The sequence below is a fragment of the Paenibacillus humicus NBRC 102415 genome, assembly GCF_004000905.1.
Classification (GTDB): domain Bacteria; phylum Bacillota; class Bacilli; order Paenibacillales; family Paenibacillaceae; genus Paenibacillus_O; species Paenibacillus_O humicus.
In genome coordinates this window covers 22,672-40,724 of sequence record NZ_BIMD01000013.1, presented here as the reverse complement: position 1 = coordinate 40,724, position 18,053 = coordinate 22,672, and the positions used below count along the sequence as shown (strand labels likewise).

Here is an 18,053-nt window from a genome sequence, read left to right as displayed (position 1 = left end):
TAGCCCCGCCAAAGAAAAGCGGCTCTCTCCATCAGAAGAAGGCCGCCTGAAACTTGCTATTCATTAAATTCGTCTATCTCTTTCTTTCGCTTCAAAAAAATACGTACCGCTTCATCTTCACGCTCAATAAGGTCATCGTGATGTGAATCAATAGCTACAAGTTCTTTGTACCCCCAAATGGCACTAATACTGTTTTCATTCCCGTAAAATTGAAAGTACCACTCTAAAGGGAGTAACGTATCCGTTACCTCAAATAATTCGGCAGGATACCAAGATGGGAGGTTTTCAAAAGTCCCAAGCAACAAGTAACTTAATACCCCTTTATAAATGTGTTGTCCGTAGACAGTATATTGCTCGTCAATCTTTACAGAGTACCTTGTTTGGTCAGAGTTTCCCAGTTCTTTAGTTTTTATTGATAGCTTATCGCCTGTATTTGCGATACACCTGACTTTCATATAATCACCTCGTTATTTAATCTTAAAATCATCTATTTCACCAGTTTTCGTATTATACGTATAGTGTACCTCAACACCATTGACATTTTGTGCTTTTTTAACCCATCCCTCATCTGCAGGCCATCTTGGGTCTGTGTTTTTCCCTTCCAAAGTTTTTCCTGCGGCAGGATTTGACATGGATTCTTCCACTGCGAGTTGTTCTTTTAGATTAGTTGGTTGATGTCCTCCTTTTGACTGTCCCCTTCCTGCTACTGTAGGAGTCTTAACTTCTCCCACACCCTTAGAATTATTACCTTTTCCAAAAATTTTTGCTGGAATGTTCTTTATACTCTTAAAAATTTTCCCAAATAAAGCACTAGCTTTCGCGTCTAGATCTAGACCTCTACCGCTACCTGCGCCAGCACCGCCGCCGCCCCCGCCTCCTGATCCTTTTTCGTGCTCGTGTCCCGTTGGGTCAACGTATTTTAGTGGATTATTAATTACATAAGTATAGAGATTTAAACTCAGAGGATTATCAATCTGCCCTTCATACGTATCCTCACTTATGAACCGTCCCATACTCGGATCATACCAACGGGCCCTTAAATATTGCAGCTCCGTTGTTGAATCCCAGTATTCTCCTGAGTATCGAAATGGATTGGCAACTTGCTCAGACACCGTCAATGGATTGCCCCACATATCATAGCTGTAACGATTTACTAGCGCACCTGTGTTGTTTCTTAGTTCTGTTACATCGCCGTGGCCGTTATAGTAATAATAATGCTTGGTCGTTCCGCTTAATCGGGCAATAAGTTGTTTTCCACGAATGTACTGAGCAACCGGTGAGAGGGTCGATCCGCTAACCGTCGCTTCCGCAATAATTTGATCGCCGTCATAATAATACCGACGAGTCGATCCGTTCTCGGTTCGCTCAACCATCAGACCATCGCCATTGTACTTGTAGGCAACGGGAGACTTTCCAACTACCGACGCCCCGGTCAGTTGATTCCATCCGTCGTAATTGTAACTGGCTTCCTGAAGTTTGGGCGCCTGATCGCTCACAAGCGTTTGGCGGTTTCCACGCGAATCGTAGACATAAAGCTCATTAAACTCCGTAGACGTTTCAATCCGATTGAGCGAATCATATCCATATTGGACAGATTTAGATTGACCAGCCACCAGATCTGTTTTAGAAAGTTGATTTCCATCAGGACTCCATGTATAGGAATGACGATTTATAACCGTAGACGCCCCTTGCAGCTGCGTCAAATCGCTTAAATCGTACCCATTGTAATTCATCGTGCTGGATGTTCCATTTTCCAACTTGATGTCTTTTAACAATCCATTTGAATGATAGCTATATTCAGCCATTGCGGTTGTTTCGGTTTGCCCGACTTTTTTAAGCCGGTTGAGTTCGTCGTAACCGTAATAAAGCTTCAGACCAAATGGATCTGTCATTGTGCTTCGGAGCCCGTGTTTGTTATACGTAAACTGTATTTGTTTGCCGTCTGGATACGTAATCTTCTCTAGCTCACCGACTCCAGGTGTAAAGTAATATCCAGTGGTTCCCGTTCCATCTGTCATGCTGGTTCTTCTACCGGCGTTGTCGTACTGATAGCCGACCGAGCTTCCACCAGCTGTTTTACGTGTTAGCCAATTCCGGTTGTTATACTCATAAGTTGTTGTCTGATAGCCTTTATCGATCAGTTTCGTCACATTTCCGGCTTTATCATAAAGATACTTCTTTGATTTTCCGCTTCCATCGGTATGCTGCATCCGACGGCCTAGTTCATCATACTGGCTCGTTTCTATCGTGCCATCTGGATGAGTAATTTTTTTCAAAGCTCCTGCCAGAGAGTAGCCGTAGGAGGTTCTTTCCCCATTGGGTTGTTTTACTTCTATAAGTCGGTTTAAGGCATCATAAGAATTGATCTTGCTAAACGTAGAGTTCTGTTCTTCAACGGCATTTCCAGCAAAGTCGTATTTCCAATATCCGGTTTGCTCAAATCCTTTTCCTTTGTTTTTATCAATCTCAGTTTTAATTTTCTGTCCTAAGATGCGCTGCCATCCGGGTATCCACGCTCCGAAAAGCCGCTAGAGACGACCGTCATCGTCCTAGCGGCTTTTTACGTTCAATACGACTGCCCTTTCCCGTGCACTTTCACTGTCGTACTAGATAAAAATTCCTGTTAATATAAAATATACAAGGAGGAATTTTATTGAACCCATCCGCTTTTAAGACTTTTGGCTGGCTGAATGAAAGCAGCGTACGATTCGACTCGGACCGGATCATCCTGCATGCCCCGGAAAAAACCGACTTCTTTTGTCCCCATGGTACGGAATCCGAAGAAGGGACGCTGCCCGAGAGCCTTCTCAACGCGCCCTTCTACTACACCGAGGCGGCCGGAGATTTCGTTATGCGCGTCAAGGTCGAGCATGCGTTCACGAGCATGTACGATTCGGCCTCGATCATGGTCATGAAGGATTTGGACGTCTGGGCGAAAGCCTGCTTCGAGCTGACGGACTTCGGAACGCATGCCGTCGTCAGCGTCGTCACGAACTCGGTGTCGGACGATGCGAATGGCTGCGACATCGAGGGGAACTCCGTCTGGCTGCAGGTTGCCCGCACCGGCCCTTCCTTCGCTTTTCATTATTCGCTCGACGGCATCCATTTCTTCATGATGCGGTATTTCACCCTGCCCGTGGAAGAGACGGTGAAGGTCGGACTGCTGCCTCAATGCCCGACCGGATCCGGCGGCGATCGGATCTATTCCGGCTTCGTCCTCGAGAAGAAGACGCTGAAGAACATCCGGTCAGGGAAATGACGCCGGCACGATAAAAAGCGGAATGCAATGACCGCATCCCCCGTGAGAAGGGGATACGGTCATTTTTCGCGTTGCCGGCGGTATGCTTTAACGGCACAACCCGTTCCGTCCTGTTCGGCGGCCTCGCCGCAGCCGTCCTGGCCGCCTCGCACACGCTCACGGATGCTCCTCGGCTTCCGCCAGCACCTCCAGCCAGCGCTGTGCCGTCGCCTCCCAGGTGTAGCGCTGCTCCACCCGCTCGCGGCCGGCGCGGCCCATCCGCTCCCGCAAGGCCGCATCGCGCAGCAGTGTCAGCAGCCGGTCGCAGAGCTCCTGCTCGAGCCGGGCGGGATCGGCCAGGTACCCGGTCTCCCCGTCAACGATGATCTCGCGCATGCCCCCGGCTCGGGAGGCGACGACCGGGATGCCGCTCGCCATCGCTTCGACGTTGACGAGGCCGAACGCCTCGCGCGCTCCCGAGGGCACGACGGCGGCATCCGCCGCCAGGAACCAGCTCGGCACTTCCGGATAAGGAACATAGGGAATGAACCGGATATGGCGGGGATAACGCCTGCCCAGCGCTTGCAAGGCGCGGCTGTAGCGGGTCGTCCGGTGCGAGCCGTAGAACGGGCTTCCGACGACGGCGAGCAGTACATTCGGGTGAAGAGCGATGATATCCGGCATGACCCGCAGCAGATGATGGACGCCCTTGAGCGGTATGATCCTTCCCATGAACAGAAGCACGTCCCTGTCCTGCCAGCCTCTCGCCAGTCTCAGCGCTTCCCTGCGCGCGGCTCCCTCCGGCTCCCAGCGGGAAAGAAATCGCGCCGTGTCCACGCCGATATGCACGACTCTCAGCTTGTGCGCGGCCTCGGGAACCCGGCCTTCCACCGTATCCCGCAGGAATTCGCTGTTGACGATGATTTTTTCCGCGGCCGCAAAGCTCCTCTTCAGCCTATCCCTGCTGATGGCTTTCGGTCCAATGAAGGAGGAGGAGTGCAGGTTGATCCATATTCTCGCATCGGGATGGCTCCGCTTCATCTTGAGCGCATAGCCGGGACGATTTTCCACTTCGATAAGGTCCGGCCGGAACAGACGGAGAGACCGGCTCACGCTGCTGAGGTAAACGGCCTTGTCTCGGGCGGGAAACCGTTCGCAGCGGACGCCTCCAATCTGTCCGACAGCTCCGAGTCCGGCACCCGAGCGGCCGTAAATCCGCGCTTCCGCTTGCCCCGCCACCAGAGGCGCCATCTTCTCGATAACGCGTTCCACGGAGCTGCTGCCGGCAGAAGGGATGGGAAAGGATCCCGGCGTGACGAAAGCGACCTTCGGCCTCTGCAACTTGCTTCTCCCCTTCCTGCATAAAGCTTGCTGCTTCAGCATATTCTCCGACTGGAGAACCCGAAAGGGCCAAGCGTCCCGCCATGGCAGCAGCCTCGTCGTCGTAGGCTTCATCACAAAATCGCCGCAAACCCAAAGGCCGGATGCTGTCCGAGCCTGCGTACCGGACGGCTGATGTCGTTGCAAAGGGTGGTTGGGCACTTCTCCATACGGTGAATATATACCCACGAGTATAATATTATCATCCCAATCCAGAACCAGTTTCAGATCGCAGTGGATCGAACTGAGCCAAGGAGGAAACCCAATCATGAGTCCATCCCCAACATCCTTTCCCCGAACCAGCCCTGCATGGAAGGCTCTCAACACGATCGCCTTCGCCCTAGTGATCGTCATGAACGCTCTCGCCGTCCTGCTCCCTCTGGGAGGAAAAACGACCAAGGAGCTGTCCGACCAATACCCGCTTCTGCTCACGCCGCCGGGATATGTCTTCAGCATCTGGAGCCTGATCTACCTGCTCTTGGCCGGTTTCATCGTCTACCAATGGACTCCGCAGGGCAGCTCGCGCAGCAGCGTCCGCTCCATCGGCTTCTGGTTCGTGCTGAACGGGCTGGCCAACTCGGCATGGATCGTCGCCTGGCATTACGAGCATGTCGGGCTCAGCGTCCTCATCATGCTGATTCTGCTCGCGTCCTTGATCGTCCTCTATGCCAAAACACAGCGCCCTTCTTCGAGTGCGGCGGCAGGCGAGCAGCTGCTGGTCCAGCTTCCGTTCAGCATCTACATGGGGTGGATCAGCGTGGCGACGATCGTCAACGTCTCGGCCTGGCTTTACAGCCTGGATTGGGACGGCTTCGGCTGGGGGGATCAGGCTTGGGCTTTGATCGGACTTGCAGCAGCCGCCTTGCTCGGCTTGACCGTCGGCTGGTTTTTCCGGGATCCTTATTATGAGCTTGTCCTCGTATGGGCCTTCATCGGCATTGCCGGGAAGGACGCCCAGCCTGCCGCTGTCTCGACAGCAGCCTGGGTTCTTGCCGCCCTGCTCGCGGCGTGGGCCGTCCTTCAAGCCGTCCGCCGCTATCGCTTCCATTCGCTGAAATAACTCCCTCAAACCTCCGATTTCATTGCTTTGTCCATGCGGATGTGGCACACTAGTCGGGACGGCCTATGCCGGCATAGGTCCGCTAGAGCAGCGGAACCGAGACCGCCGCATGGCTGACAGCGAAAGGACGTGAAGAGCGGAGGCATGTGGACCTGGTTATTCCGCCATATGACGGAGCTCGGATCCCGCAAATGGATTTCCCGCCTGACGGGAAGCTTTGCTAAATCCAGAGCCAGCCGGGGATTTATCCCCCGTTTTGCCCGCACGTACGGCATCCGTACCGAAGAAGCGGAGCGAGCAATCCAAGAATACGCGACATTGAATGAGTTTTTCACCCGCAGGCTGAAGCCCGGCATGCGCCCCGTGGACGATACCGCGGATATGGCGGTAAGCCCGGTCGACGCGCTTGTGACGGGAGCCGGCCCTATCCAGGACGGCACGATGCTGGGCATCAAGGGGCAGGACTATACGGTCGAGGAGCTTCTCAACGGCTCGCCCCGCATCCAGAATTATCGCAACGGCTATTATGCGGTTCTTTATTTGAGCCCGACCGATTATCACCGCATCCATGTGCCGGCCGACGGCGTCATCGTGGAGCGGGAGCATCTGCCTGGACGCGTGTATCCGGTGAACGAATTCGGCCTCACGAGAATGCGCCGCGTGCTGAGCCGCAACGAGCGGCTTGTGACGTACATGACCCACAATGGCGGCGAGATCGCCATCGTCAAGGTCGGCGCGCTCAACGTCAGCAGCATCCGGTACACCGAGCCTCAGACCGCCGAAGTCCGGCGCGGCGACGAGCTGGCCTACTTCGAGTTCGGCTCCACCGTCGTCCTGCTGTTCGAGGACGGCACGTTCGAGCCCCGTACAGACCTGGCCGTCGGCCTCAAGGTCAAGATGGGCGAACAGCTCGGCAAGCTGTCATCAACCTGAATGAACGTCAAAAAGCCGCTCCGCTTACGGATTCTCATCCGTGCGGAGCGGTTTTTTGAAGCGGATGGCTTGCGCGCAGATTAGACGCAGGCTGAAAAGACCGCTCAGATCCAGAATGTCGGATACCTTCGATTCGGATCCAGATTATTCACTACCAATGCGGCCAGCACGATGACGATAGACCCGATCAGCACCGGCATGACGAGGAAGCTCCATCCGCTGCCGGCCATGATGACGATCAGCGGATCGGCCCCGGCCGGCGGATGCGTCGTGCGGGTCAGCATCATGAGGCCGATCGCAAGCCCTACGCCGGCAGCCATGACCCATACGCCCCCATGGAACAAATGAGACAGGATCAGACCGATCAGGGTCGACAGCAGATGGCCGCCGACAATATTTCGGGGCTGCGACAAAGGCGCGTCCCAGACACCGAACGCAAGCACGCAGCTGGCCCCGAACGAAGCCATGAGCCACGCCGACGAGGAGGCTTGCGTGAGCAGGGCGAGCACTGCGATTACGGCAAAACCTCCTGCGGCGCCGATCGCGGCATTTCTGGGGCTTGCCTTCAACGCGCTTCTCCCGCCGCCCTTCATTTTGGACCAAAAAGTTCCCGCTTCCATTGCACACCTCGCTTAAAATCACCATTGCCTCGTCATATGGTTATATTTGAATCCAATTCCCCTGTCAATCTATCGGACTCTTCCTTTTTATAGGAGCCATGGGGACTGCCCGGCAAAAAGACGCCCTGAACCGGCAACCCGGTTCAGGGCGTGCTCATGATCCTATACCGCCGTCAGCTTCACGACCATGCTCTTGAAATCGCCATGCAGCAGGGGAAGCGGAATGCCGTGATGCATGAGCCTGTCTCCGGCCGACGCGTCCTCCGCCGCTCCCGGCAGCTTCGCAGCGGCTGCTTCGGCATCCGCCGCCGTCTGCAGCACTGCTACCCGGTAGGAAGCGTCCGGATCCAATCCGGCCAGCCGAAGCCTGCGCAGCGGAGCGTTCGGCTCCGCCAGCGTCCGGAACCAGAATACGACCGCTTCGCGGCGATCCTCCGATACCATCATCCAGGCCGTCTCGTTGCTCTGGAACGGACTTTTCAGCCGGTACAGATCGCCCGTCTGAATCAGGCTCCGCAGCTCCTTGTAGGCCGCCACCTGTCTCTTCACGATCTCTTTTTCCTGCTCGCCGAACTTGGTCAGATCGAGCTCGTAGCCGAAGTTGCCCGACATCGCCACATCGCCGCGCATTTCCAGCGAAGCCGTCCGTCCGACCTGATGGTTGGGCACGTCCGATACATGTGCGCCGATCGAGCTGACCGGATAGACCATGCTCGTTCCGTATTGGATTTTAAGCCGCTCGACCGCATCCGTATCGTCGCTCGTCCACGTCTGCGGCATGTAATGCAGCATCCCGGGATCGAAGCGGCCCCCTCCTCCGGAGCAGCTCTCGAACAGGACGTCCGGGAAGGCGGTCACGATGCGCTCCAGCAGCTCATACAGGCCGAGCATATAGCGGTGGGAGACTTCCATCTGCCCCTCCGCCTCCATGAGCGCGGAGCCGATCTCCGTCATGTTGCGGTTCATGTCCCATTTGACATAAGCGATCGGACAGCTTCCCAGAATGCCGCTGATGGCCTCGAACAGGTAGTCTCTCACATCCTGGCGGGACAGATCGAGAATGAGCTGGGAGCGCCCTTCCGTGCGTCTGCGGCCTGCGGCATGCAGGCACCAGTCCGGATGCGCCTCGTACAGCTCGCTCGCCGGAGAAATCATCTCCGGCTCGAACCATAGGCCGAACTGCATGCCGTGGCCGTTGACGCGCCGGACGAGATCCTCCAGGCCGGCCGGAAGCTTGGCGCGGTCCACGACCCAGTCGCCCAGCGAGCTGTTGTCGCTGTCCCGCTTGCCGAACCAGCCGTCGTCGAGCACGAACAGCTCGATGCCGAGCTCGCTCCCCGCCTTCGCGATCGCCTCGATCTTCTCCGCGTTGAAGTTGAAATAGGTCGCCTCCCAATTGTTGACGAGGATCGGGCGGGGCTGATCTCGGAACTTGCCGCGGCAGAGCCGGGTGCGGTACAGGCGGTGGTAGGTCCTGGACATGCCGCCGAGTCCTTCGGAGGAATAGACCATGATCGCCTCGGGCGTCTGGAAGCTCCCGCCGGGCTGCAGCCGCCAGGAGAAATCAAACGGATGGATGCCGATGCTTACCCGGGTCATCCCGAATTGATCCACTTCCGCTCCGGCCAGGAAGCTGCCGCTGTAGACGAGGCTGAAGCCGTAGGCTTCTCCCTGTTCTTCCCCCGTATCCGCCCTGACAAGCGCGGCGAACGGATTCTGCTGATGGGAGCTCGACCCGCGGCGGCTTTCCAGGGAAGTCGTCCCGGCCGCGACCGGCCTGCGGACGACATGCCGCTCCCTTGTCCACGCGCCGGACAGATACACGAGTTCATAGTCCTGCTCATGGAAATCGACGCTCGCGCTCAGCGCCCGGAGAATCTTCAGCGGCTTGGCGGACGCATCCAGCTGGAGCCGGGATGAACGAGCCAGGACGCCGGCATCCTTGAACACGGTGTAGGAGAGAATGACATTGAGCCCGGAGTAGTCGTCGCGCAGGACCAGCTCCAGCGTGTCGGCTTCATCTTCCGATTCGGCATAGACAGCAGGCAGCCCCTCCAGACCAGGCTTGCCCTTGGAGATCGAGTACGAATCGTAGCGCAGCTCCGTGATCCGGGTCCCGTCTTCAAGCTGCACCTGGTAGGCCGGAGCGCGGAAGTCGCCCGTTCCGTACTGGGGATATTCCTGCGGCAGCGCGTCCAGGGAGATCGTCCGGTCCTCCGGGAACGGAGTCGGGGAGAAGGAAGCTCTCTCGACCCTGCTCAGCATGCTCTCGAAACCCGCTTCGTCCCGGAGACGGCGGCCCCAATACAGATGGAGAGGGAAGCCGTTCAAAATTTGAATGACATAGCTCATCTTGCTGGAGTAGAGATGAAAAACGTGTTCCTTTTCGTGGTAGGTTACCGGCATGTCTGAGTCTCCTATTCGATTGATTTCGATGCTGCGCCGCAGCTTTCGCGGACGATGAGGCGGGTATTGACCATGAGCTGCAAGGAAGCCTCCCGGCCTCCGAGACGATCGAGAAGCAGATGGACCGCAGAGCGGCCGATCTCTTCCGGGAAGGCTTGGACGGTCGTCAGAGGGGGCTGGAGATACCCCGATATGTCCATGTCGTTGAAGCCGACGAGCGCCATCTCCTCCGGCACCCGGATTCCCCGTTCCTGCAAAGCCTTCAATGCTCCCACGGCGATCGGGTCGCTGCTCGCAAAGCAGGCTGTGGGCCGCTCCCCCGAATCCAGCAGGCTTTGCATCGCCGCATAACCGCCGGCCGGGCTCCATGCCGCCGTCCGTATCCACTCCTGACGCAGCAGCCCCTTCTCCTTCATCGTCCGTTCGAACTGGATTCTCCGGAAGTCATGGCGAACAGGCGGCTCCGGACTTGCGCTCATGCGGACCGGGTACTCTTCTCCCGCCAGTAGGCCGATTTTGTCGCGGCCAAGCCCCAGAAGATGCTCCAGAACGCCATTGACGGCTCCTTCAAAATTCAGCCGGACACTGTCATGCCTGCCGTCGTCGAAGTGATTGTTGACGAGCACCAGCGGCGCTCCCGGAGGAAGGAGGCGCTCCAGATCGTCCGGCATGAAGCTGCCTGCCGCGATCCAGCCGTCGACTCCGGATAGATCCGGCTCTTCTCCGCCCGTATAACGCAGGACGACAGGCTGAGGCAGGCCCAGCTCCTCCGTGCGCAGCTCCATTCCTTTGCGGATGAGCGAGAAGTAGGAATCCTGCTGCTCGTCATCCGAAGACAAAGTCAGCAGCAAGCCCAGCCGCTTCCGGGACGCTGTCGACTCTTCCCGGAGCTTTTTCATCTGCCGCGGCTTGTAGCGCAGCTTTTCGGCGGCGGCAAAGACGCGCCGCCTCGTCTCTTCGCTTACGGAAAGCGCAGCGTCATAGTTCAGCACCCGGGATACGGTGGCGGCGGATACCTTTGCTTCGTCGGCAATTTCTTTTAAAGTGGCCATATACGCACATCGCTTTTAGTAAATTTTTTAGTAAATCTTTACGCAATACTTTACCAAAGATAGAGGGCGGTTTCAATCTCTTCTTTCTCCCGGTCAACAGCGGATCGGACGGAAATCAGGTCAAGCTTGACGGCTGTCTTCCCCATTCCCCGCAATCCCGCTCCACTGTTCGGCGACAGCCTGCATGCCTTGGGCGATCTCTTCCTCCTCCAGGTGGGCAAAGCCGAATAGAGCGAAGCGCTTGTCCTTATTTCCTCCAGGCTCGCCCGCGAAATAGCTGCTCCCGTCATGCCAGGCGACTCCCCCTTTTCGGCAGCTCTGCAGCAGCCGGTCGTAATCGGCGCTGCTGCCCGTCCATTCCGCATATTGATGCAGTCCTGCATCGGAGGGGCGGAAGCGGAACGGAGTTCCCTCCAGCTCGTCGAGTCCCCGGTGGAGAGCTGCCAGCTTTCGTTTGTACTGGCGTTTCATCCTCCTCAGATGCTTGGCATAAGAGCCTTCCGCGATGAAGCGGGCCAGCGCCATCTGCTCCAGCTGCCCGGAAGCGTAGGGTTCATAAAACGCTTTCGCCTGGGCGAGCCTAGGAGCCATCCAGGACGGGACGACAGCATAGCCGATTCTCAGCCCGCTGTACATCGTGCGGGAGAAGCTTCCCAGATAGATGACCCGCCCGTTGCGGTCCATCGCCTTGAGAGGCTCGCCCAGCCTTCCCGAATAGCGGAACTCGCTGTCGTAATCATCCTCAATGATAATCGCGCCGCGGCGCTCCGCCCAAGCAAGCCATTCCTTCCTTCTCCCGGCGGACAGAACCGTCCCGGTCGGGAACTGGCGGTTCGGCGTCAATGCCGCTATCGCAGCATCCCAGTTGCCAGGAATCGCTCCGCATTCATCCACTGCCGCCTGAATGAGCTCGGCCCCGGTTACGGAGGCCGCTTCCCGGATGCCGCCATAACATGGATATTCCAGCACGATGCGCCGGCCCGGCTCGGCCAGAATTTGAAACAGCAAGGCCAGCCCCTGCTTGGAGCCGCTCGTCATGACAATCTCCTCTGGAGAAGCGGCGATTCCCCTCTCCATATAGAGCATAGCGGCCACAGCTTCCCTGAGCCGGAATAGGCCGGAGCCGGGGATCTCCCTGTAGCCGTCAGGAAGATTTTCCTGCATGCATTCCCGAACGGCGGCATGAAGCGCGACCTTCCATTCCTTTACGGGAAACAGGCGAAAATCGGTCTGTCCCGACTGGAACAGCTGCTGACCGAACGTACGGCCTGCTTGCTGGGATTCAGGAGCAAAAGGAGGAGGGCCTTCTTTGTCCGCTTTCAATTCGTCCAGCCTGTTGAACCATGTCGACAGCAGCTCGGAGGGCTGCTCCACGCGCTCCGGCCTTGCCGAAGGATAAGGGATCCGCTGCGAAACATACGTGCCGCTGCCCCGCTCTCCCTGAATGTAGCCTTCCGCATACAGCATGTCATAGACCTGAGTAACCGTCCCTCTCGATATTCCGTACAGCTCGGCAAGAGAACGGGAGGATGGAAGGCGTTCCCCTTCCTTCAGCTGTCCGCTCCGGACGGCATCGCGCAGCGAATCGTACAGAGCCGCTCTTTTGCTCCCGGATTGGAGGAAATAACGTTCAAAAGCCAACCGAATCTCCATACCTCTTCCTACTCCTTGTCAAGTGGTCTATTTGAATGGGCTTTAATTGGATCTTATCTTGTATCCACTTTAGTTGTAATGTTCAGCTAGAGCAAGCCGCACGGCTTCTTTTTCACCCTGCTTCCGAAATGGACTTTGCCTCTGAAAGCCGGCGGTCCAAGGCCGGGATGAAACGGCAGGACAGACTTAACGAGGGGGAATAGACAATGAGAAGGAAAGAATTCGATCAAAGCCGCGATCAGATCGAGCTGGAGGCTTTCTTGAAGGAGATGACATTCGGCTTCATGGCCAGCATCCGGCCGGACGGAACTCCGGGAATTACGCCGCTTAATTTCGTGTACCACAAAGGAAATCTGTACTTCCATGGGAGCAGGGCAGGGGAAAAAATGAAGAGCATCGCGGCTTCCGGGGAAGTCAGCTTCTGCGTGGCCAAGGAATACGCCCTGATCCCTTCCTATTTCTCGGATCCGCTCCTCGCTTGTCCGGCTACAGCCTATTTCAAATCGGTCCTTTTGCGGGGAACGGCGGCTCCGCTGGACAATCTGGAGGAGAAAGCCGAAGCGCTGGAAGCGATGATGGCCAAGCTGCAGCCCGATGGCGGCTACAAAACGATTAGCGCCGAAGATCCCGACTACATTCCTCGCCTCAAAGGCGTTGCCGTCGTCAAGCTGACCGTCTCTTCCCTGTCCGCCAAATTCAAATTCGGTCAGAATCTTGCGGATGAGGAACGGGAGGATGTTGCACTCAAGCTGGAGCTGCGCGGCTGCCCGTTCGATCATGAAACGGCATCGCTGATGCGGCATTATGCCCCGGGAAATAATGAAGAGCTCCAGGACTAGAGACGGTATTTCCCTCATGAGGTCTATGCCTGGAAGAATGGAAGCCTGACATCGATAGACAAATGAATTCAATGCGATCAGAGAATGAAGCCTGCCGACCCGTTCGAAAAGAAATGAAGCTAAAACCCATTCCCGAAAGTCGCAGAATTAGAGAAAAGGTAACCCTTCAGCTTCTGTTCTTGTCTAAAGAACAAAAAAAGTGCGCCCCTGCCATCGCGAGATGACAGAGGCGCACTTTGTTCATGATTGGAGCTTAGGAAGCTTGGAGCAGGCGGGAGATGATGACAGCCGCTTGCGCACGGTTGGCGATGCCTTTCGGTGCGAACTGGCTGGCGTCAACGCCGGTCAGAATGCCCGCATCGGTAAGCTGGGCAACCGATTCCTGAGCGTAGGAAGCGATTTTGCCTTTGTCCTTGAATTTGGACAGAGCGGCGTTTTTGTCGACCTTGGCAAGCTCATGCTGAAGCTTCAGAGCATTCGCAGCCATGATCGCCATTTCTTCACGCGTAATTTCACGGTTCGGCTCGAATTTGTTGTTGCCGGTTCCCTTCACGATGCCGGCTTTGACAGCCGCTGCGATCGCTTCGGTATACCAAGCGTCTTTCTTGACGTCCGTGAACGTTGCCGTTCCCGCATCGTTCAGGCCGTAAGCGCGAACGAGCATCGTGATGAACTCGGCGCGGGTCAGGTTTTTCAGAGGAGCGAATTTATTTGCGTCTACGCCCTTCAGAATGCCTTTTGCCACGAGTTCTTCGATGGCGGACTTAGCCCAAGCGACGTTGCCGAGGTCGGTGAATGCAGGCACCGGAATCGGAGTCGCGCTCGGTGCTGGCGTCGCGGATGGCGCCGGTGTTGCGGATGGTGCAGGCGTTGCGGATGGCGCAGGCGTTGCGGATGGTGCAGGCGTTGGTACAATTACCGGAGGCGTCGTTGTTCCCGAACTCTTGATGTTCGTAATCCGACCTTCAATGGAAGCCGTTACCGCGCCTTTTTTGAACTTGGTGAGAATGTAATCGTAGAAGCCTTTCAAGTCGCTGTCGCCTACAACTTTGTTCGATGCCTGCGTCAGGACTTTGTAGTTGTCCCCGCCGGCAGCCATGAAGTCGTTGACTACAGCTGTGTACGTTTTGTTCGGATCGAGCTGCGTTCCATCTGCCAGAAGCAGGCTGGTTACACGGTTTTCGACAGGCAGACCGAAGTCGGCGATATATTTCAGGCCGGAAATCTGCAGCGTCTTCGTGTTCGGTGTTCCGTCAGCGTTCAAAGCCCATTGTTGTTGAAGCAGGGTTTTGACTTGGGCGCCAGTCAGAGACAGCTTCACGAGCATGTTGCCGAAAGGCTGTACCTTCGCCAGGTCGCCGTAGGTGATCGAGCCTTTCGGCAGGTCGGCGCGGATGCCGCCCGGGTTCATGAACGCGAAGTCCGCAGGACCATTGGATCCTTCGAATGGAGCGTTGCGCATAGCGTCTGCAATCAGGTTGCCCAGCGAGGATTCGCTGTTGTAGGCATCCGTTCTCGTGATGGAGCCGTCCGTCGTGCCTACGGATTCCGTCAGTTCAGGATGCTTGTCGACGTACTTCTTGATCAGAGCGGCCGACTCGGCATCCGGAGTAACGCCTTCTTGGAAGGTTGTCGTTACGACAGCGGATTTCTCTTTGACATCGCCCGTCTTGTAGTCGATAACGAGCTTGATGTCTTCGTATGCGGAACCGTACGAGTAGGCTTGTACGACCAGCTTGCCGTTGATGACTTGGTTGGCATAAGCGTGATCGTCGCCGGCTACGATGACGTCGATCGGGGAGTTCGCAGGAAGCGCGTTCGCCAGATCCACAGCCTCGCCGACTGTAGTCGTCGTGCCAGCCGTCGTCGTCGTTTTGGCCGGGTCATGAGCCAGGACGATGATGGTTTCTACGCCTTGAGCCTTGAGCTCGGCAGCATATTTGTTCAGAGCTTCGACTTCTTCAGAAGCGGAGAGGAAAGATACTCCAGCCGTACCCGATGGGGATACCTTGCTAGGCGTTGCTTTCGTTACCGTACCGATGAAGCCGATTTTCACGCCGCCAACTTCTTTGACTACATAAGGAGTGATCAGCGGTTTTTTGGTCGTGTTGTCGATGACGTTCGCGTTCACGTAGTCGAAGTCGACGCCGCTGTGCACGATTTTGTCGTTTTTAGGATCTTTGCCGCCGTACAGCTGGGCTTTCAGCGCATCGATCCCTTGGTCGAACTCATGGTTGCCGAGGGAACCGACGTCGAACTGCATCATGTTGAGCCATTCCAGGGTCGGCTTGTCGCGCTCGAGAGCGGATACCGGAGCGGATGCGCCCACGGAGTCGCCGTTGTGGAAGAGGATGGAGTTCTCGTACTTAGCGCGGGCATTTTTCAGGTATGTGGCCAGGATCGGCGCCGTACCTGCCGCTTTGTTGCTCACGGTGGAGACGGTGTCCAGCTGTCCGTGCAGATCGTTGATGCCGAGCAGATGGACTTCAACGTCTTTTGTCGGAGCCGGAACGGCCGCTTTCAGACGATCCAGCGTGAAGATGCCGAAGCTGGAAGCGTCCATCGTGTTCGTGTAGGATACTCCCTGCGGAAGCACATCGGCTGCTTTAGGAGCCGAAGTGAACGTAACCTTCACGTTGCCGTTGATAGGCAGGATCGACCAGTTGCCGTCGGCGGAAGGGTTCACCGTGCCTTGCTTCTCGATGTATTCCATCAGAACTTCACGGTTCTCTTTTTGGGTGTCGAGAATCATGTCGGCTCCCTTGACGCCCGGGAAGTTGCCGCCGCCGCTTGCGCGGTAGTTGTTCGTCACGACGATGAATTCCTGGTTCGGGTCGACCGGCTTGCCTTCGAACGTCAGGTCGACGACGCGGCTGGAGTTCGCGTTGGCGATCGAGCCGTCCGGGTTGTATTTCGCCGGTTTCGTCACGTCGTATTTGTAGTTGACGCCATCGATGACATCGAAGTTGTAGACGGCGAATTTGGAGTTCAGAATCGGCTGGGCAGCCGATTTGCGCGGGCTGATCGTGTTGAACGCGCCTGCGCTCATGTCCAGCCAGTCCTTGATGACGGAGCCTTTGACCTTGATCGCCTTGAGCGTGTTGTCGTACAGGTACAGGTCGCTCGCGCTGCGGATCGTCAGGTCGCCCTGGCTGATATCCGTATATTCCGAAGGGCCGTTGCGGCCGGCTTTGAACGGCGCTCCAACGCTCAGAATCGGCAGATTCTTAACTTCAGCCGAAATGTCGGCGTTGCCGGCCAGCTCATTTTCGACGAACCACTTCTGGGCGTTCGTCACGATTTGGACAGTCGGATCATCCTGCACCATGGCGAAGAAGCTGTTCATCGGAGCGGAAGTCGTTCCGAGCTTCTTGCCGGTGTAGTCGATGGTCGCTTGGTGAGCGGCGCCAACGGCATCCTGGACGGCTTTGTCCGGCTCGACCGTAGGAACGTTCACCGTCTTGCCGGCGGAGTCCTTGTCGGTTTTGTAGATGGAGCGGGTCTGGGCTTTGGAAGCCGCTTTGTCGACCGCCCATTTGCCGTCGCCAGCAGGAACCACCTTGAGGTTGATCAGGCCGAGGTACGCGCCTCCGAAGCCCGCTTGTACGGCCGGTGTGCCGTTGATGCGGCCGTTGACATTGTCGACGACGGCTTTGGAGTTGTTGTAAGGCAGCTTCGTATCGGGATCGATGAAGCTCGCATCCAGCGCGCCTGTCGTCGGGAAGACCTTATGGGAGTGGGAGAACGTGACTGCATCGATGCCCGCGACTTTCGTCAGGGCGTTGATAGCATTCTCCTCCATTTGGCCTTCGGTCGAAGTCGCATCGAAGCCCGAATGGGCCATGGCGACGACAACGTCAGCCTCGTTGTTGTCCCGGATTTCCTTGGCGAACTTCGCAGCCGTTTGGGAAATATCCTTCGTTTTCACTTTTCCTTCCAGGCTGACCTTGTCCCACTCCATGATTTGCGGAGTTACGAGGCCGATCAGGGCGACGCGGATCGTTTGATCCATGCCGTTCGCGTCCTTGACATGCTTGTCCAGCACGACGTAAGGCTTGAATGCGTTCTGATCGTTGCTGTCGTCGCCGTCGTGATCGTCGATATAGATATTGGCGTTGACGTACGGGAAGTCTGCGCCAGGGAGGGTGTCGTATTTCGGATTGTACTGGCCGATCGTGCGCTCCAGGAAATCAAGGCCATAATTGAACTCATGGTTGCCGAAGGTAGCGGCGTCGTAGCCCATGGCGTTCAGAGCGGCCATCATCGGATGGATGTCCGTCGTATTGTCCGGAGTAAAATCGGAATGCTGGGCTACATAAGTACCCAGCGGCGTTCCTTGAATCAGGTCGCCGTTGTCCAGCAGCAGATTGTTCGGGAATTCGGCGCGGGCATTCTTGACGAGCGTTGCTGCACGGTCAAGACCTACCGTGAGGGAAGGCGCGTTTTTGAAGTAGTCGTAGCCGTACACGTTGGTGTGTACATCCGTCGTGCTCAGCAGTGTCAGATCGACTGGCGCGGCTGCGGCTGCGGCATGAGCCTTGCCCGTCGTCAGAACGCCTGCCCCGATGACCTGCGCGGACAGCACGGCGGCTGCCAGCACGGAAGCGGTCGGCTTGTTCCATTTCGGCTTCCAATTCATAGAAATATGAGTCCTCCCTTATTGTTTCGTACTTCGACATTATAGCAGTCGAAGAAAAACGAAAATCATAGAAAGCATAAATTATTCCTAAAGGTTATGTAAAGAAAAATATCATGAAGGACCGAAGAAAGTTGTAAGCGCATAAACATGCATGAATTAGTTTGTAAATTTAATGGGATCAATTCCGTTATCACTGGTCGAAAAGAACGTGCCGGCTATGTGCAAAAAACCTT

Annotated in this window: 12 protein-coding genes; 4 read left to right on the top strand and 8 right to left on the bottom strand. The window is 56.4% G+C overall.

Annotation, left to right across the window (positions count from 1 at the left end; translation table 11 throughout):
- Nucleotides 1–56: 56 nt before the first annotated feature.
- Both PHU01S_RS10545 and PHU01S_RS26290 read right to left on the bottom strand, forming a co-directional pair.
- Nucleotides 57–455: a hypothetical protein gene (locus PHU01S_RS10545; protein WP_021878280.1), complete on the bottom strand. Its 399-nt coding sequence runs from the start codon at nucleotides 453–455 to the stop codon at nucleotides 57–59.
- 12 nt (nucleotides 456–467) lie between these two features.
- Nucleotides 468–2,276: an RHS repeat domain-containing protein gene (locus PHU01S_RS26290; protein ID WP_127507537.1), complete on the bottom strand. Its 1,809-nt coding sequence runs from the start codon at nucleotides 2,274–2,276 to the stop codon at nucleotides 468–470.
- A 377-nt stretch (nucleotides 2,277–2,653) separates the two neighbouring features.
- Here PHU01S_RS26290 and PHU01S_RS10535 point away from each other — a divergent pair, with 377 nt between their 5' ends.
- Nucleotides 2,654–3,259 (top strand): DUF1349 domain-containing protein, encoded by a 606-nt coding sequence (locus tag PHU01S_RS10535; RefSeq protein ID WP_127507535.1) that lies wholly within the window; start codon nucleotides 2,654–2,656, stop codon nucleotides 3,257–3,259.
- Nucleotides 3,260–3,415: 156 nt separating this feature from the next.
- On the opposite strand, the gene PHU01S_RS10530 is transcribed toward PHU01S_RS10535, so the two are convergent.
- A complete protein-coding gene (locus PHU01S_RS10530; protein ID WP_174806354.1) occupies nucleotides 3,416–4,579 on the bottom strand; it encodes a glycosyltransferase family 4 protein in 1,164 nt (387 codons plus the stop codon).
- A gap of 307 nt (nucleotides 4,580–4,886) precedes the next feature.
- Between PHU01S_RS10530 and PHU01S_RS10525 the strand changes: the two genes are divergently transcribed.
- Nucleotides 4,887–5,678 carry a TspO-related membrane protein gene (locus PHU01S_RS10525; RefSeq protein ID WP_127507533.1) on the top strand — a complete coding sequence of 264 codons (792 nt, stop codon included), beginning with the start codon at nucleotides 4,887–4,889 and terminating at the stop codon, nucleotides 5,676–5,678.
- A 144-nt stretch (nucleotides 5,679–5,822) separates the two neighbouring features.
- The gene (asd, locus tag PHU01S_RS10520) at nucleotides 5,823–6,611 is read left to right on the top strand and encodes an archaetidylserine decarboxylase (RefSeq protein ID WP_048746841.1); all 789 of its coding nucleotides are present in this window, start codon (nucleotides 5,823–5,825) and stop codon (nucleotides 6,609–6,611) included.
- A 104-nt stretch (nucleotides 6,612–6,715) separates the two neighbouring features.
- On the opposite strand, the gene PHU01S_RS10515 is transcribed toward asd, so the two are convergent.
- From PHU01S_RS10515 to pdxR, 4 genes are all read right to left on the bottom strand, one after another.
- Nucleotides 6,716–7,231: an HPP family protein gene (locus tag PHU01S_RS10515; RefSeq protein WP_021878286.1), complete on the bottom strand. Its 516-nt coding sequence runs from the start codon at nucleotides 7,229–7,231 to the stop codon at nucleotides 6,716–6,718.
- Between the two features lie 162 nt (nucleotides 7,232–7,393).
- Entirely contained in the window at nucleotides 7,394–9,637 is a 2,244-nt protein-coding gene (locus PHU01S_RS10510) for an alpha-galactosidase (protein ID WP_127507531.1), read from the bottom strand.
- 11 nt (nucleotides 9,638–9,648) lie between these two features.
- Nucleotides 9,649–10,689 (bottom strand): LacI family DNA-binding transcriptional regulator, encoded by a 1,041-nt coding sequence (locus PHU01S_RS10505; protein ID WP_049869423.1) that lies wholly within the window; start codon nucleotides 10,687–10,689, stop codon nucleotides 9,649–9,651.
- 120 nt (nucleotides 10,690–10,809) lie between these two features.
- Nucleotides 10,810–12,342 (bottom strand): MocR-like pyridoxine biosynthesis transcription factor PdxR, encoded by a 1,533-nt coding sequence (gene pdxR / locus PHU01S_RS25735; protein ID WP_164763048.1) that lies wholly within the window; start codon nucleotides 12,340–12,342, stop codon nucleotides 10,810–10,812.
- Between the two features lie 206 nt (nucleotides 12,343–12,548).
- Between pdxR and PHU01S_RS10495 the strand changes: the two genes are divergently transcribed.
- The gene (locus PHU01S_RS10495; RefSeq protein ID WP_049869421.1) at nucleotides 12,549–13,181 is read left to right on the top strand and encodes a pyridoxamine 5'-phosphate oxidase family protein; all 633 of its coding nucleotides are present in this window, start codon (nucleotides 12,549–12,551) and stop codon (nucleotides 13,179–13,181) included.
- 253 nt (nucleotides 13,182–13,434) lie between these two features.
- Here the strand turns inward: PHU01S_RS10495 and PHU01S_RS10490 are convergent, their stop codons facing one another.
- Nucleotides 13,435–17,820 carry a bifunctional 2',3'-cyclic-nucleotide 2'-phosphodiesterase/3'-nucleotidase gene (locus PHU01S_RS10490; RefSeq protein WP_048746848.1) on the bottom strand — a complete coding sequence of 1,462 codons (4,386 nt, stop codon included), beginning with the start codon at nucleotides 17,818–17,820 and terminating at the stop codon, nucleotides 13,435–13,437.
- Nucleotides 17,821–18,053: the final 233 nt, after the last annotated feature.

What these genes read in the sequence shown, in the direction of transcription:
- PHU01S_RS10510 (WP_127507531.1), bottom strand. Translation starts at nt 9,637, where the DNA reads ATGCCGGTAACCTACCACGAAAAGGAACACGTTTTTCATCTCTACTCC.
- PHU01S_RS10490 (WP_048746848.1), bottom strand. Translation starts at nt 17,820, where the DNA reads ATGAATTGGAAGCCGAAATGGAACAAGCCGACCGCTTCCGTGCTGGCA.
- PHU01S_RS10525 (WP_127507533.1), top strand. Translation starts at nt 4,887, where the DNA reads ATGAGTCCATCCCCAACATCCTTTCCCCGAACCAGCCCTGCATGGAAG.
- pdxR (WP_164763048.1), bottom strand. Translation starts at nt 12,342, where the DNA reads ATGGAGATTCGGTTGGCTTTTGAACGTTATTTCCTCCAATCCGGGAGC.
- asd (WP_048746841.1), top strand. Translation starts at nt 5,823, where the DNA reads ATGTGGACCTGGTTATTCCGCCATATGACGGAGCTCGGATCCCGCAAA.
- PHU01S_RS10545 (WP_021878280.1), bottom strand. Translation starts at nt 455, where the DNA reads ATGAAAGTCAGGTGTATCGCAAATACAGGCGATAAGCTATCAATAAAA.
- PHU01S_RS10495 (WP_049869421.1), top strand. Translation starts at nt 12,549, where the DNA reads ATGAGAAGGAAAGAATTCGATCAAAGCCGCGATCAGATCGAGCTGGAG.
- PHU01S_RS10505 (WP_049869423.1), bottom strand. Translation starts at nt 10,689, where the DNA reads ATGGCCACTTTAAAAGAAATTGCCGACGAAGCAAAGGTATCCGCCGCC.
- PHU01S_RS10515 (WP_021878286.1), bottom strand. Translation starts at nt 7,231, where the DNA reads ATGGAAGCGGGAACTTTTTGGTCCAAAATGAAGGGCGGCGGGAGAAGC.